Source organism: Candidatus Kaistella beijingensis, from assembly GCF_020084865.1.
GTDB classification, from domain to species: Bacteria; Bacteroidota; Bacteroidia; order Flavobacteriales; family Weeksellaceae; genus Kaistella; species Kaistella beijingensis.
Genome location: NZ_CP071953.1, coordinates 2,718,676 through 2,734,176, shown reverse-complemented (window position 1 = coordinate 2,734,176; position 15,501 = coordinate 2,718,676). Strand labels below are relative to the sequence as shown.

At 37.1% G+C, this 15,501-nt stretch carries 10 protein-coding genes; 4 read left to right on the top strand and 6 right to left on the bottom strand.

The window, feature by feature from the left end; all coding sequences use genetic code 11:
- Window positions 1-244: 244 nt before the first annotated feature.
- A complete protein-coding gene (locus J4771_RS13225; protein WP_262900177.1) occupies window positions 245-3,430 on the top strand; it encodes a hypothetical protein in 3,186 nt (1,061 codons plus the stop codon).
- Window positions 3,431-3,657: 227 nt separating this feature from the next.
- On the opposite strand, the gene J4771_RS12745 is transcribed toward J4771_RS13225, so the two are convergent.
- Complete coding sequence (locus tag J4771_RS12745) at window positions 3,658-4,854, bottom strand: exo-beta-N-acetylmuramidase NamZ family protein (RefSeq protein WP_224135366.1); 1,197 nt, start codon at window positions 4,852-4,854, stop codon at window positions 3,658-3,660.
- 4 nt (window positions 4,855-4,858) lie between these two features.
- Here J4771_RS12745 and J4771_RS12740 point away from each other — a divergent pair, with 4 nt between their 5' ends.
- A complete protein-coding gene (locus tag J4771_RS12740) occupies window positions 4,859-6,088 on the top strand; it encodes an ABC transporter permease (RefSeq protein WP_224135365.1) in 1,230 nt (409 codons plus the stop codon).
- Window positions 6,089-6,351: 263 nt separating this feature from the next.
- Complete coding sequence (locus J4771_RS12735; protein ID WP_224135364.1) at window positions 6,352-7,332, top strand: PLP-dependent cysteine synthase family protein; 981 nt, start codon at window positions 6,352-6,354, stop codon at window positions 7,330-7,332.
- An 85-nt stretch (window positions 7,333-7,417) separates the two neighbouring features.
- On the opposite strand, the gene J4771_RS12730 is transcribed toward J4771_RS12735, so the two are convergent.
- From J4771_RS12730 to J4771_RS12710, 5 genes are all read right to left on the bottom strand, one after another.
- Window positions 7,418-8,734: a glycosyltransferase family protein gene (locus J4771_RS12730; protein ID WP_224135363.1), complete on the bottom strand. Its 1,317-nt coding sequence runs from the start codon at window positions 8,732-8,734 to the stop codon at window positions 7,418-7,420.
- A 36-nt stretch (window positions 8,735-8,770) separates the two neighbouring features.
- The gene (locus J4771_RS12725) at window positions 8,771-11,323 is read right to left on the bottom strand and encodes a YfhO family protein (protein WP_224135362.1); all 2,553 of its coding nucleotides are present in this window, start codon (window positions 11,321-11,323) and stop codon (window positions 8,771-8,773) included.
- A gap of 130 nt (window positions 11,324-11,453) precedes the next feature.
- Window positions 11,454-11,678, bottom strand: a complete 225-nt coding sequence (locus J4771_RS12720; protein WP_224135361.1) for a glutathione S-transferase family protein — start codon at window positions 11,676-11,678, stop codon at window positions 11,454-11,456.
- Window positions 11,679-11,761: 83 nt separating this feature from the next.
- Window positions 11,762-12,808 (bottom strand): DUF6263 family protein, encoded by a 1,047-nt coding sequence (locus J4771_RS12715; protein ID WP_224135360.1) that lies wholly within the window; start codon window positions 12,806-12,808, stop codon window positions 11,762-11,764.
- A gap of 220 nt (window positions 12,809-13,028) precedes the next feature.
- Entirely contained in the window at window positions 13,029-13,229 is a 201-nt protein-coding gene (locus J4771_RS12710; RefSeq protein ID WP_262900176.1) for an SRPBCC family protein, read from the bottom strand.
- A 120-nt stretch (window positions 13,230-13,349) separates the two neighbouring features.
- On the opposite strand from J4771_RS12710, the gene J4771_RS12705 reads away from it, so the two are divergent.
- On the top strand, window positions 13,350-15,464 hold the full coding sequence (locus tag J4771_RS12705) for a M3 family metallopeptidase (protein WP_224135358.1): 2,115 nt from the start codon (window positions 13,350-13,352) through the stop codon (window positions 15,462-15,464).
- The last annotated feature ends 37 nt before the right edge of the window (window positions 15,465-15,501 follow it).

The window sequence follows — 15,501 nt, the reverse complement described above, 5'->3', positions numbered from 1 at the left end:
CAGCCAAAACTATCGCTGCGAATAATGAATAAAGTTTTTTCATTGTTTTAAAAATTTAATTATTAATAATTTATGACCCAAAAATACAACGTTTTTTATTAATGTCATAATTATTAGGTTAAATAATTATTAAGACTTCAATAACAATTTTAAAAGCAGTTTTTCGTTACTTTTACACAACGGTTTTGCAGAGATTTTGGCTAAAAAAATATTTTCTTTTTTCTTTATCTTTTCAGTATTAAGCTTGATTAATGCCCAAATTTTCACGTGGAAAAATCCAAACATTCCGGAAGATTCGGTAAAAAGAGACTCAATCATCGCTGCAAAAATCAATAAAGATGTTTTCTCGAAAGATACGCTCGACTTTATCCGAACTCAAAACAAAGTTATTTTGGATGAAGGCGTTTTGGTGAAAAATACCCGTTCCAATATTTTAGGAGATTTGAACTCGAAAGGTTCGATCATTCGTGGAATTACTTTCGGGAATAATCAAGGACAAAGCGTGCAAAGCTCGATGGATTTGCAGATTACAGGTAAACTTTCGAAGGATGTTTCCGTTCTGGCGAGCATTTCAGACCACAATCTCCCGATTCAAGCCGATGGTTACACGCAGACTTTGGAAGAATTCGACAAAATTTATATCCAGCTTAATATTAAAGACAAATCAATCCTAAGAGCCGGACATTTGGATTTGCTGGATGAAAAAACCTATTTCGGCCGATTCCAACGACGAAGCATGGGTTTGGAATTTGAAACCCAATTTGGGAACATTAACAAAACTTTCGTGGATGTTTCCGCCGGAGTTGCGAGAAGTGAATTTCACAGAACTCGTTTTCAGGGCGTGGAAGGAAATCAAGGACCGTATCGATTGAATGGAAAAAACGGCGAACAATTCATCACGATTATTTCTGGCTCTGAACAGGTTTTTATTGATGGAATATTAATGAAGCGTGGCGAAAACCAAGATTATGTCATCAATTACAACACAGGAGAAATTACTTTCACGAGTTATCGGCCTATTTTTAAACAAAATTTCATCACCATTTCCTATAATTATACCAACCGAAATTACAACCGATTTTTAGTAACGGGCGGAATTCGACATGAAAGGGAAAAAGCCAAATTCGGGTTCAATTGGTTTATGGAAAACGATAATAAAAATGCCCCGCTTTCCTTAAATCTTTCCAAAGAAGACGAACAGATTTTAGCCAATGCAGGAAACAATCCCGATTTAATGTATGCACCTTCAGGAACCGTTTCGGAGTACGATGTCAACAAAATACTTTATCAATTAATTCAAAATCCGAACGGAAATTATTATGAATTTTCTACCGATCAAACTCAAACCCTTTATCAGGTTGCGTTTACCTATTTCGGGCAGAATTTGGGAGATTACAGACTGAAACAAACTACCAATAACGGTCGGGTTTTCGAATATGTGGGAAACAATCTCGGCGATTACAAGGCGGTTCGAAAGTTACCCGCTCCACAAAAATCTCAGGTTTTTTCGGCAAATACCGAAATTCTTTTAAATGAGGGAAAAATCGGGGCGGATTTTTCATTGAGCAATTTCGATGTGAACTTATTTTCTTCAAAAGATGCCAATCAAAATATCGGTTATGCAGGAAGAATTTTCGGGAACAAAACGTTTACGAAAAACAATTGGAAAGGAACGCCGAGTTTTGAATTTCAGCACATCAATTCGCAGTTTCATATTCTCGACAGAATTAATGACGTTGAGTTTTCAAGGGATTTTAATTTAAACTCGGAGTTCAATAAAATCACCCAAAACCGTTTGATTTTTAGCTTTTTAAATCAATGGAAAAATCTTTCATTTTTAAACTACCGAATCAATTATTTGGACGAAAAAGATTCCTATAAAGGAATTAAAAACGATTTGGATTTTGGTTGGATAAAAGGGAAATTCAACACCAAAGGAAATTTCTCCTACCTCGACACCAAAGCAACTTTGCAAAACACCAAATTCGTTCGTGGCGGAATTATCGCTGAAAGAATCGGCGAAAAAGGAAGTTGGGCAATCGGCGGAAGTGTGGAACACAACCTGAAAAACTTCAATCAAACCAATCAGCTCGACGTTTCAAGTTACAGCTGGAAAGAAATTTTTGTACAGAAAAAAATCGGTGATTCGGCACGAACAAAACTTTTAACTAAAATGTATTTCCGTGATAATGATTCCGTGCGAAACAATTCTCTGGAAAACATGAACCAAATTTTGGGTTTAATGGCGGAAAGTCAAATCATCAAAACCGAAAAAACCACATTGAATGCGTTGATTCATTATCGAAAACTCTTTTATCAAGAACAAAATTTTGCCAACAAGTTCAATCAGGATTTTGTGGTGGGAAATATTTTATACAATCAGCAACTTTTCAGAAACGGAATGCGTTTGCAGGCATTTTACGAACTCGGAAACGGGCAGGAAGCACAACGGGAATTTCAATACATCAAAGTTACCGACGGACAGGGAATTTACAAATGGACCGACTACAACGGCGACGGAATTCAACAACTCGACGAATTTGAAATTGCGGAATATGCCGATTTGGCGCAGTACATCAGAGTTTACACGAACACGGTGAATTATATTCCTTCCAATAAAAATAAAATGCAGTTGGCTTTGTTTGTGAATCCATCGGTGGTTTTCAATTCTGAAAATAAATTTTTAAAGCGTTGGAACTTAAATATTTCTTTGAATTCGCAAAATTCTTTCTACAAAAAAGAAAAAGTTTTGGTTTTGAATCCATTCGAGAAAAATGAAGACCAAATCCTGAAAAATCAAAATATTTTGGCTTCGGCGCAATTCAATCCTACCGACAAATCGGGTTGGAACGGAAGTTACCGTTTCATTAAAAATGACAATTTGATTAATGCCAACTTTAGTAATGAAGAACGTTCGCAAACTTCAAATTTTCTAAACATCGGATATTGGTTCAATAAAGATTTCAGGTTGGATTGGGAAAATTCAGTTCATCATATTTCCAATTCGTCGCAACTTTTCAAGACGAGAGATTATCTTTTAAATAATTTTGAAACGAAGCCGAAAGCGACTTATAAATTGACGGAAACCATCCAAGCTGAGTTATCTTCTGCATTAAGGCAAAAGAAAAGAACAGACGGAGAAGAATTTTTGAAAACCTTCGATTTAACGGGAAGTTTGCAGTGGGACAGAAAGAGAACCTCAGTTCGCGGAAGTTTCTCGTTCATCAACAATAATTTCACAGGGAACAATTTTTCTTTGGTCGGAAATCAAATGTTGGACGGATTAAAGCCGGGCAAAAACCAGGTTTGGAGCGTTTTCTTTCAACAGGCGATCAGTTCGTTGATTCAATTGAATGTGAATTATGAAGGTAGGAATTCTGGCGAAAGAACGATTCATATTGGTTCGATGCAGGTGAAGGCGTCTTTTTAAGTGACCAAGCTTCGCTGTCAATTCGACTGCGTCGGTGAACGGTGAATTTTCTTCGCAGGAATGGTGAATTTTTAGCAATTCAAAGACATTTAATGAATTTGAAATTCACTCTGAAAGAAATTCACTCTGAAAGAAATTCACTCTGAAAGAAATTCACTGCGAAAGAAATTCACTCTGAAAGAAATTCATTCTGAAAGAAATTCACTGCGAAGGCAAATCACCTCAACTCAATCCTCATAAACCACATATTTCGCACGAATTTTCTGAAATTTCTCCAAATCGCTTTTCCACGATTCTTTAATTTCATTCTCAGATTTTCCCGCAATGATTTGTTTCCTCAACTCATCGGTTCCAGCCAATTTATCGAAGAATAAATTTTTCAGGAAGAAATCCTGTTGCGAATTTTTGTAGTTTTTATATGCATTTAATAGCCAATCTAAATTAAGTTCCCTCAAATCATGTAAATAAGTTGAAAGATTTTCTCCGAAGCAAAGTTTTCCATTTAAGAAAGGATCTTTCGCTCCGGAAGTTGGTTTTGGCGTAAATTGATAGGGCAAGTTTTTCGTCCAGGGCGAACCATAAATCTGAAAAGGTAAAGTGGTTCCCCTTCCAACAGAAACTTGAGTTCCCTCAAAAAAACACAAACTCGGATAAAGGTTGATCGACTTATCATTCGGCAAGTTCGGCGACGGTTTATCGGAAATTTCGTAACGTTGTTTTTTGTGATATCCCTGCATCGGAATCAAGGTATATTTTGCTTGTACTCCGTTCTTCAGCCACTTTTCGCCATTCACCATTTTTCCGTATTCACCAATCGTCAAACCGTAAACTATTGGAACGTTGTGCATTCCCACGAAACTTTTCCATTGGTCTTTCAAAACCGGACCGTCAATATAACCGTCGTGTGGATTTGGTCGGTCCAGAACGATGACTTCCACGTTATTTTCCGCTCCGGCTTCCATTACATAAGTCAAAGTCGAAATATAGGTGTAAAACCGAACTCCAACATCTTGAATATCAAACAAAACCAAATCAATTCCTTTTAATTGTTCGGAAGTTGGCTTTTTATTACTTCCATAAAGGGAAACAATCGGAATTCCGGTTTTAGAATCCACTCCGTTTTTCACGTGTTCACCTGCATCTGCATCGCCACGAAAACCGTGTTCAGGAGCGAAAATCGTTTTGATTTTAATATTTTTTTTCACCAAAAAATCCACCAGAAATGTTTTGTCTTTCAGCAATCCGGTTTGATTGGTGACAACCGCGATGGTTTTGTTTTCAAGAAAGGGAAGATACAATTCAGGGCGATCTGCTCCTGTTTTAAAACAGTTTTTATCGATGTTTTGTGCAAAATTTGGTTGGCAAAAACCGAAATAAATGAGGACAATCAGAAATAAATCTTTAATTTTGAGGGCTAAATTCATCCGCTTGAAGTTTCCGTTATATTTTTCTAAAAAAATTGCTTTTTCCAAAGATAACAAAAATAATCTTTCACGGATTATTGTCTTTATTGGTCGGCTTTCCGTAGCTTTAGGAGTGATTGTTTCTTTAATTACGGTTTCTACAGGATTGGGTTCGAAACGGGCGATTAAAGAGCGAATGGCGGATTTTTCGGGACATATTTCCATTAAATCCAAACAGTCGAACAATTCTTATAACTCCTCACCTTTAAGTACGGAAGGACTTCAAATTCAAAAAATCAAGGAATTACCCGATGTGGCAAATATGCAGAAATACGTTTCCGTAAGTGGAATTCTGCGTAACGAACATAATTTTGCCGGAATTATCTTTAAAGGAATTGGCCCCGATTTTGACCATGAAAGGTTTAAAAAATTTTTGATTGAAGGTAAAACTCCAATAGTAAAAGAAGGTGTTTTCAACTACGGAATTGCCATTTCGCAAAAGTTAGCGTCTGATCTTCATTTGAATGTGAAAGACAGCATTGTCGCCATTTTTTCCAAAGAAAACCAAAGTCCGCTCTATAGAAAATTTCAGGTTGTTGGAATTTACAAAACAGATATCAAAATGATTGACGAACTTTTCGTCATCGGCGGAATCAATCATGCTAGAAAAATACAGGGTTTTCAAGGAAAGGAAATAGGCGGAATCGATGTTTTTCTAAAAAATATTAATGACATTGATGAAGATGCACCACTTGTGGACAAATTGGTGGGCTATAAAAATTATACCGTAAAAGCAACTGATCAATATCCGCAAATCATGGATTTCATTGCGATATTCGACACCAATATTGCGTTGATCATCATCATTATGCTTGTTGTGGTAATTATCAATATTGTGATGGTTTTGCTGATTTTGATTATCGAGCGAACCAATTCCATCGGAATGCTGAAAACTTTGGGCGCAAGTAACGGACAAATCCGAACCATTTTCATCAATTACACTTTGCTGATCATGATTCCGGGATTGGTTTTCGGAAATCTGATCGGAATTGGATTCCTGCTGATTCAAAAATATTTCGGGATCATCAAATTAAATCCCGAGAATTACTATTTGAGTGTAGTTCCCGTAGATTTGAATCCTCTTTATATTCTCGCCATTTCTATTGGAATCCTCATCGTTTCTGCTGTCGCACTGATTTTGCCAAGTTATCTGATCAGCAAGATTTCTCCGGTGAAGGCGATTAAGTATAATTAAATTTTGGTGCATGGTGCAATTGGTGCAGGTTGCAGATTGTTGCATTATTGCGATTCTTGTAGGGACAGATCGTGATCTGTCCAAAAAACACAGGTTTTTTCTGCGCACAACAATTCCCTTCGAAAGACAAAATTCCTTAACTTCTAGCCCCGATGGAAGCGGCATCCTTTTTTGCAGCGAGGAACGAGTGGCAAAAAAGATATAGCGGACAGCGGGTACAAATTGCCAAAGAATCCGTACTTTTGCTGCTTTAAAAATTGACAATGAAATACGCAGAAAATATCCTTGAAACCATCGGAAATACGCCACTTGTGAAATTGAACAAAGTATTGGGCGAAGATTTCCCAGCTTTGGTTTTGGCGAAAGTGGAAACCTTCAATCCCGGAAATTCGGTGAAAGACAGAATGGCGCTGAAAATGATAGAGGACGCTGAAAAAGACGGTCGCTTGAAACCCGGCGGAACCATTATTGAAGGAACTTCTGGAAATACGGGAATGGGACTTGCTTTGGCGGCGATTGTGAAAGGTTACAAATGTATTTTCGTGACGAACTCGAAACAGTCGAAGGAAAAATGTGATATTTTGCGTGCAGTGGGTGCAGAAGTAATTGTTTGTCCGACCGATGTAAAACCGACGGATCCTCGTTCATATTACTCAGTTTCAAAGCGTTTGGCGACGGAAACGGAAAATGGATGGTACGTAAATCAGTACGATAACTTGTCGAACCGAGAAGCACACTATGAATCTACTGCTCCGGAAATCTGGGAACAAACGGATGGAAAAATCACGCACTTTTTGGTTGGAGCAGGAACAGGAGGAACAATTTGCGGAGTTGGGAAATTTTTGAAGGAGAAAAACGAGAACATTAAAGTAATCGGTGTGGATACTTTTGGTTCGATTTTAAAGGAATACCACGAAACGGGAGAAATCCATTACGATCATGCATATACGTACATTACGGAAGGAATTGGTGAAGACATTATCCCTGAAAATTACGACATGTCGGTGATTGATCATTTCGAAAAAGTGACGGACAAAGATGGTGCGGTTTACGCTAGAAAATTGGCTAAAGAGGAAGGAATTTTCTGTGGATATTCTGCGGGAAGTGCGATTTCTGCGTTGGTTCAAATGAAGGATCAGTTCACGAAAGATGATGTGGTTGTGGTTTTATTGCACGATCACGGTTCGAGGTATGTGGGGAAAATTTACAATGATGATTGGATGAAGGAGCAGGGTTGGCTCTAAATGGCTTTCGGCGATCAGCTTTTAGCTTTCGGCAGGTTTAGTATAAAGATAAAATCAGGGAAAATTTCCCTGATTTTTTTTAGGTCTATAAAATTTCCGACAATTTTTTGGTGAGATTTTTTCTAGAGAATTGATCTATATTTTTGGTTTGGGAAGATAGATTTCCGTTGTTCCAATCTTGATATTTTTCGAGAATAAATGATTTCAAAGGTTCAGAATCATCATAAGAAAAGTGTTTTCCAGCATTGGTTTCCTCGAGGATTTTTTTTACATCGCCGTCTTTTGGACCGAAAGAGAGAATCTGATTTCCTGTCTGAAGGTATTCGAAAATTTTGCCGGGAATAATTCCTTTTGAAGTTTCGTTCGGAAAGTTCGTGATTAAAAGCAAATCCGAATTTCGCATTTCGGCATTGGCTGCTGAATGTGAAAGATAACCTAAGTTTTTAACCGAGTTTTTTAATTCAGAATTTTCGATTTTCTCTAAAATCTTGTCATCAATTCTTCCAACAAACTTTAATTCGAAATCGTCTTTAAAATTTTTATTTTCCTTAATCAATTCACCCAAAACGTTCCACAATATTTCAGGATTCCTCAATTGTTCTAAAACACCGATGTAGCTTAGCGTGAACTTTGTTTGAGTGTTTGAGCGTTTGAGCGTTTGAGGGTTTTGCGTTGTCATGCTGAGCGGAGTCGAAGCATCTTCATCAAAACCATTCGTGACACAAAATGAATTGGCTCCTTTTTTTCGAAAATTTTCCGCATCAGTGAAACTTGTGGCTAAAGTGATGTCGGCTGTTTTGAAAACCTGCGCTTCTAAATTCCTGTGTTTTTTATCGGAAGATTTGGTGAGTTTCAAATGCTTGTAGTAGGAAATTTCTGTCCAAGGATCGCGGAAATCGGCAATCCATTTTAAATTAGGAAATTCCTTTTTTAATTCTAAACCAATCAAATGTAAAGAATGTGGCGGTCCTGTTGTGACAAAGGCATCGAAATGATTTTCCTTTAAATATTTTTTTAAAAATTCCACTGAAGGTTTCACCCAAAAAACTCTTGCATCTGGAATGAAAAAATTTCCGCGCACCCAAATCGAAAGTTTGGATTTCCATGACTGATTTTTCCCGACATCGAATTGTCCCGCCTTAAATTTTTTATTGTCTTTACCGAAAAATTCTGCGATTTGATAGGGTTCCCAAATTTTGGTTTTGATGATTTCTAAATCTTTTGAAACTTCTTTTTCTAAGGATTCATCAACAATCGGATAACTTGGATTTTCGGGAATGAAAATAGTGGGTTTCCATCCGAATTCGGGAAGATATTTGACGAATTTCAACCAACGCTGAACCCCTGGTCCACCCGAAGGCGGCCAATAATAGGTGATGATTAAAATTCTTTTTTGTTTCATTCAAATGGGTGCAATTGGTGTAAATGGTTGCAGAGTTTACGCAGTTTGATTGTTTCGATTCTTGTACAACCAATAAATTCCACCCAAACTCAACAGCAAAAACAATCCAAACGCAATCATGGAAATCAGTTTTCCTTTGGCGATTACGGCAGGTTCGAAAACCATTTTCACCATGTGATTTCCTGCAGGAACGTGAACCGCTCTCAGCAAATAATTGGCTTTGATGTAGGGAACTTCATTGCCGTCAATCAACATTTTCCAACCTTTCGGATAATAAATTTCCGAGAAAACTGCCAATTGCGGGGTTTTTGATTGGGTTTTGAATTCCAATTCGTTCGGTTGATATTTTGTCAGATTTAAAACTGCAGTAGAATCTGCAGCCAATTGCTTTCCCTCAAAATATTTTTGGTCGTCTTTCGAAATGATGGCAACTTCTTTTGAATCGATTTCGCCGATTTGTTTGATTTCTTCATTTGGATTTTCTACAAATTTCACGTTTGAAACAAACCACGCATTTCCGTTTGCGTTGGGATTTACCACGGCATCAGGTTTTTCCGCATTTCCAAAAATCATGTATTTGGTATTCAGCATATTCAGTATTTTCGGAATTTTTACCGTGTCCATTTTACTGAAATATTCGTTGATTAAGTCATCATATCTCCTCAATTTCACCGCATGATAACCACCGATTGAGGATTTGAAATAAGACGTATTCGTTTCGCTGAAAGTTCCCAAAGTTTGGTTGTAGATTCGGTAATGGGTTTTGTCTTTTTCTGCGATGGTTTCTAAAGTTTGGTTGATTTTCGCATTCGCTAAAAGTGATTGAAGATTTGAGTTCTCTCCTACTTTCTGCATCAGCAAATCTGAATTTTCTGTTTGGAAGGGATTTTCTGCAAAAGCTTTATCCACGAAATTATCGTTGTTTAAATATCGTTTATTCACGCTCCACAAATCGAAAAGACTTACCAAACCAATGACGATAATCGCAATATTCTGACTTAATTTTTTCTTTAAACTTAAAAATAAAACTCCTGCTGTAATCGCTACGTAAATAATTGCTTTAATGGCATCAATTCTGAACATTTTGAATCTTTCATCCACCAAAAAATCAAGAAGATATGGCGGAAGATACGTTTTTTCAGAATCGGTGTGGAAACCTAAAATTGATTTTCCGAATACCAAAAGAAGCAGAATTATTCCTAAAACCGAAGCTGAAACATACTTCAAGATTTTGGTTTTATATTCTTCTGTTAGAATATTTTCCGAAGTGGTTTCCGTCTTTTCATTGGAGTTAAAAAACCGATAAAGCCCGATCATTGCAACTAATGGGAACAACAATTCTACCACGACCAAAATCGAACTCGGCGCACGGAACTTATTGTAAAACGGAACAAAATCGATGAAGAAATCCGAAAGCGCCATGAAATTACTTCCCCACGCTAAAAATATGGTGAGAATCGAAGCTCCCAAAATCCAATACCGGTACTTTTTCCAAGCAAAGAAAAATCCGAGAATTGCCAAGAAACAAACCACCGCTCCTTGATAAGCTGGTCCAGAAGTTCCAGGTTGTTCTCCCCAATAAGTGAGCGACGAAAAACCTTTTGAGATTCGATCCATTTCAGATTGTGAAGTAACGTTTTCCTGAACCATTTCCTGAACTCTCGCCATCATTTTATCAGAGCCTTCTTCATTGCTTGAACCGCCCATTAATCGTGGAATGAAAAGGTTTAAGGTTTCCATTTTTCCGTAGCTCCACATCAGCATCGATTCTTTATCCATTCCCGATTCGTCGGAAGAATGTCTGTCGTTATTAAGAATTTGTTTTCCGCGAACGGTTTCAGTAACATATTCCGAATTTGCCATGATTCTTTGGGAGTTCATCCCCACTCCGAGAAGCATCGCCAAAGCCAAAATCCCGTTTGAAATCCCGAAATGTTTCCAAGAAATTTTATGTTGAAACGCACGAATCAATTCAGAAACGAATAAAAATCCGAGTGCGATGAACAAATAATACGTCATTTGCGGGTGATTTGCCGCAACCTGAAGGCCCATGAATAAAGCCGTGACAATGAATCCGAGAATATATTTCTTTCGAATATAAACCAAAAGAATTCCCGCCAAAAGTGGCGCAAAATAAGCAACAGTATGAATTTTCCCGTTGTGACCTGCAGCAAGCGCGATGTAGAAATAAGTTGAAAGTCCGAAAAAAGTCGCCCCTAAAAGCGCATATTTCCAGTTACGAACCGCAACCAAACCGAGAAGAAAAAAACCTGAAAAAAGGAGAAAAATATAATTCGCGGGTTTTGGCAAAAAGTTCAAAACTCCATCAATACTTTTCACAATATCTCCACGGAATTGTGCTCCCATTTGATAAGTCGGCATTCCGCCAAACATGGAGTCGCTCCAATACGTTTCCAGGCCATTTTGAGCACGGTAATCCAAAAGTTCTTTTGCGCCACCTTTGTATTGCACGATGTCGTGTTGGAAAAGTTGTTTTCCTGTCAAAACTGGATTTGCATAAACCAAAGCCAAAATCATGAACAGAACCAAACTGGCGATAATGAAAATTAGTTTTTTATTTTTTACCATATTTTTTATTTAAAGAAACCTGTTCATCGAATTAAACAGGTTTAATGTATAAGATTCAAAATTGAATTTCACAAAGATAATCAAAGAAACATTTTAATAATTGGAAACTAAAATTGTTTTCCCATTTATATTATCTTTCGGAAGTTTTTTCGTCTTTAACTTCCTCATAATCTACTGTCTCTGCATCCCAATTTAGTTTGGAATCTAAATTTTTCTTTGTTTTTTGGGTCGTTACATTTTCATTATTCTGCGGTTTTGGAAACTTGTAAAATGCTGAAAAAAATAAGCGCTTCAGAATATTCCAAAGAAAAAAAATAATGATTGTTGCGAGGATTAATTCTAAAATATATTTCATCTTCGTAATTAAAAATGAAAAATTAACAATGAATAATTTGTAACAAAGTCATTATTTATGATTCATTGTTAATTCTTAATTGATTAAGGATTCACCGTAACCGTTGAGTTAGAAACACTTTTCATCGATTGTGTTTGTTTTCCGTCGGAAAGTGTTTCTGTTTGTGCCGTTTTCACAGAAATGGTTTGGTTTTTAACCCAACCTGTATTTTGGTCGAGCAAGATTTTCCCGTTTTGTGAAAGTTCAGAAGACATTGTTCGTGTCACTCCTTGTTGAGTTGCCTTATCCGATTTCTTTGGGATTCCGCCTGAAACAGAGATTTCGGCAACACCGTTTCCAACGCTTTTCAAGACGTAGGTTGTGGTCAATTTTATTTTTCCATCGGGAGTTGCGTTTTCAGATTCTGTCCACTTCCCTCCTACTTTAGCTCCTTTCTCAGGAAGTAAAACTAAATTTTTGGTGAACTGCTCCTTCAAAACTTTTTCATTAAAACTTTCTTTAAAACTTTTTGCGAACGCTGCTTTCTGATTGGCTTCTTTAATTACACCTGCAACAGAACCGGAAACCTTCGTATAAATCGGCTCAAAACCTATGATGGAAAGAACTTTTCCTTTCTCATCCATTTTCATACTTAATTTATTTCCAACCAAAGCCTTGTTGACTTTCCACATCATTTTCAACTGTTCTTCTTTCGGTTCAGCCGCTTTGGTGTCGACTGCGATGGTTTTCCCGTTTGCAGTTTGTGAATTTCTTTTTCCCAACAAATTAATGGTAATGTCGTAAACTCCCTTATCAAAATTATTCACAAAAAACGACATTTCATCGGTCGTTTCGCTTGTTCCGCCTTGTGATTGTCCGTTTGGGGCGGTCATGGTTTGAACGTCTTTTTGAACGGTTTTCAATGGGTAAGACTTTCCTTTTTCCAGTTTGAAAGTCTGGGTATAAACTCCTAAGGAATCTTTAATTGCAGGAGTTACAGCGTTTGCAATTTCCGCTTTTACAGAATCTGCAGGAACTTCCACGGTAATGGTTTTTCCTGTAGCTGGGTCAACTTTGGTGATGGTTTTAGTTTCTTTTTTGCACGAAACAAGTGCTATCGAAATAAGCGCAATTGCGGTAATTTTTTTCATTAAATATTTTTTCTGTTAAGCGATTTCAAACTTTTTTGCCAAAATCAAAGGCAAATTTAAGGTAATTATTTTACGTCGTTTTCAAACATGGCATTTTTTAACTTTTTTTAATGTTTGTAAAAGAAAAATCCCTTCAATCTAATATGATGAAAGGACTTTTAATTTTTAACTACCGTCTTTCTAACAGATTCGAAATCTGCTCTTTAAAGAAAGGGAATATTTACTTTTCGGAAATTTCCTTCAGTTTTGCCAGACCTTCTCCATAAGATTTATCCATCGCTCCGTCCATGAAAAAACGCATCAAGTTCATCGGCCTTTCCAATTCGGAATCGAGGGTCCAAGTTACTTTTGTTCCGTTTCCTTCAGGAGTCAGAATTACTTCGGAATAAGAAGTGTCTTCAAAAGGTCTTTTGAAATCCATTTTAGTTTTCTGTCTTTGGTTCGGAACCAATTCCACAATTTCCTGACAACCTGCACCTGCATCTCAAGATTATAAAAATTACTTGAAAGATTACTAAATTTGTTCAACTAAAAAACAATTATGCAAAACCCACTTTTAGAAAATTTCAAAACTCCTCATCATACCGCACCTTTCAACGAGATTAAGGAAAAACATTATCTTCCCGCCTTTCAAGAACTCATCAAAATTTCTGAAAAGGAAATCAACGATATAGTTGAAAATCAAGATGAACCCACTTTTGAAAACGTGATTGAAGCACTCGCTTATTCGGGCGAAAAATTGGATGTGGTTTCTAACATTTTCTTCAATTTAAATTCTGCGGAGACGAATGATGAAATCCAGAAAATTGCGCAGGAAGTTTCGCCACTTTTAACAGAATTTTCAGCGAAGATCTCTCAAAACGGAAAACTTTTCAAAAAGATTAAAAAAGTTTTTGATGAACAGAATTCCCCTCCTTTGGAGGAGTGGTCGAGCCAAAGGCGAGATCGGGGTGGTTTAAATTTAAACGAAGAACAGCAGATGCTTTTGAATGAAACTTACAAAGGTTTTGTGAGAAGCGGAGCACTTTTAAACGATTCCGATAAAGAGAAATTCAAAAATATCAGCATCGAACTTTCAAAAAAATCGTTACAGTTTGGTCAAAATGTATTGGCGGAAACGAACAATTATTTCAAACATATTAAAGACGAAAAAGATTTGGCAGGAATTCCCGAACCGATTCTGCAACAATACCGTGAAGAAGCCAAGCAAAGGAATCTCGAAGGTTTTGTGGTGACTTTGCAATACCCAAGTTACATTCCGTTCATGACTTATGCAGAAAATCGGGAGTTGAGGAAGGAACTTGCTTTAGCCAACGGAAAAAAAGGATTTCAAAAGAATGAATTCGACAATCAGAATTTGATTAAAGAGATTATCAAACTAAAGCAGGAAAAAGCCCAAATTCTTGGCTACAAATCCTTTGCAGACTATGTTTTGGAAGAACGAATGGCAAAATCTCCCGATAAAGTTCAAGCGTTTTTGAATGAACTTTTAGTGAAGGCAAAACCTTATGCACAAAAGGAAATCGAAGAATTGAAAACTTTAGCAAAATCCGATGGAATTGATGAGATGCAAAGCTACGACCACGCTTTTTACGCCGAAAAACTACGGAAGCAAAAATTCGATATCGATGATGAAGAACTGAAACCTTATTTTCCTTTAGAAAAAGTTCAGGAAGCGGTTTTCGGATTGGCTCGACAACTTTTCGGATTGGAGTTTGTGGAAGTTCACGATGTTCAGAAGTATCATGAGGAAGTGAAAACCTATGAAGTGTTTGAAGTAGGAAGTCCGAAGTCCGAAGTCCGACGTAATTCGCCGAAAGCTGAAAGCCAAAAGCTGAAAGCAATTTTATACGTCGATTATCACCCCCGAAAAGGAAAACGTGCAGGAGCCTGGATGACCAGTTTTAAAAATCAGTTCAAGAAAGACGGCGAAAATTCTCGTCCACACATTTCGGTGGTTTGCAATTTTTCTAAACCTACTTCCGACACGCCGAGTTTATTAACTTTCCAGGAAGTGACCACGCTTTTCCACGAATTCGGACACGCTCTGCACGGAATTTTAGCGGATACGACTTATCCAAATCTTTCGGGAACTTCTGTGAAATGGGACTTTGTGGAACTTCCATCACAATTTTTAGAAAACTATTGTTACGAACCCGAATTCTTAAAAACATTTGCTAAACATTATGAAACGGGCGAAGTTTTACCTGATGAAAAAATTCAGAAAATTTCGGATTCCAAAAATTTTATGGAAGGTTACCAAACTTTAAGACAACTGGGATTTGGAATTTTGGATATGGCATATCATTCCGCAGTTGGAGCGTTGGAGCGTTTGAGTGTAAAGGAGTTTGAAGACCAAACTACAGAAAAAACTCAACTCTATCCAAAAAATCCTGAAACCATTATGAGTACAAGTTTTTCACACATTTTTCAAGGTGGTTATTCCGCGGGATATTATTCCTACAAATGGGCGGAAGTTTTGGATGCAGACGCATTTCAATATTTTAAAGAAAACGGAATTTTCAATCTAGAAATTGCAGCGAAATACAAAATCCTCCTTTCTTCTGGTGGAACAAAAGATCCGATGGAACTGTACAAAAATTTCCGTGGACGCGAACCCAAAGTGGAGAGTTTGTTGAAGCGTGCGTTTGGATAATTTAAACACAAAATCACAGAGATTTTTACGCTGCACA

Coding starts and splice junctions, on each gene's coding strand:
- J4771_RS12745 (WP_224135366.1), bottom strand. CDS start 4,854: ATGAATTTAGCCCTCAAAATTAAAGATTTATTTCTGATTGTCCTCATT.
- J4771_RS12735 (WP_224135364.1), top strand. CDS start 6,352: ATGAAATACGCAGAAAATATCCTTGAAACCATCGGAAATACGCCACTT.
- J4771_RS12730 (WP_224135363.1), bottom strand. CDS start 8,734: ATGAAACAAAAAAGAATTTTAATCATCACCTATTATTGGCCGCCTTCG.
- J4771_RS12725 (WP_224135362.1), bottom strand. CDS start 11,323: ATGGTAAAAAATAAAAAACTAATTTTCATTATCGCCAGTTTGGTTCTG.
- J4771_RS12720 (WP_224135361.1), bottom strand. CDS start 11,678: ATGAAATATATTTTAGAATTAATCCTCGCAACAATCATTATTTTTTTT.
- J4771_RS12715 (WP_224135360.1), bottom strand. CDS start 12,808: ATGAAAAAAATTACCGCAATTGCGCTTATTTCGATAGCACTTGTTTCG.
- J4771_RS12710 (WP_262900176.1), bottom strand. CDS start 13,229: ATGGATTTCAAAAGACCTTTTGAAGACACTTCTTATTCCGAAGTAATT.
- J4771_RS12705 (WP_224135358.1), top strand. CDS start 13,350: ATGCAAAACCCACTTTTAGAAAATTTCAAAACTCCTCATCATACCGCA.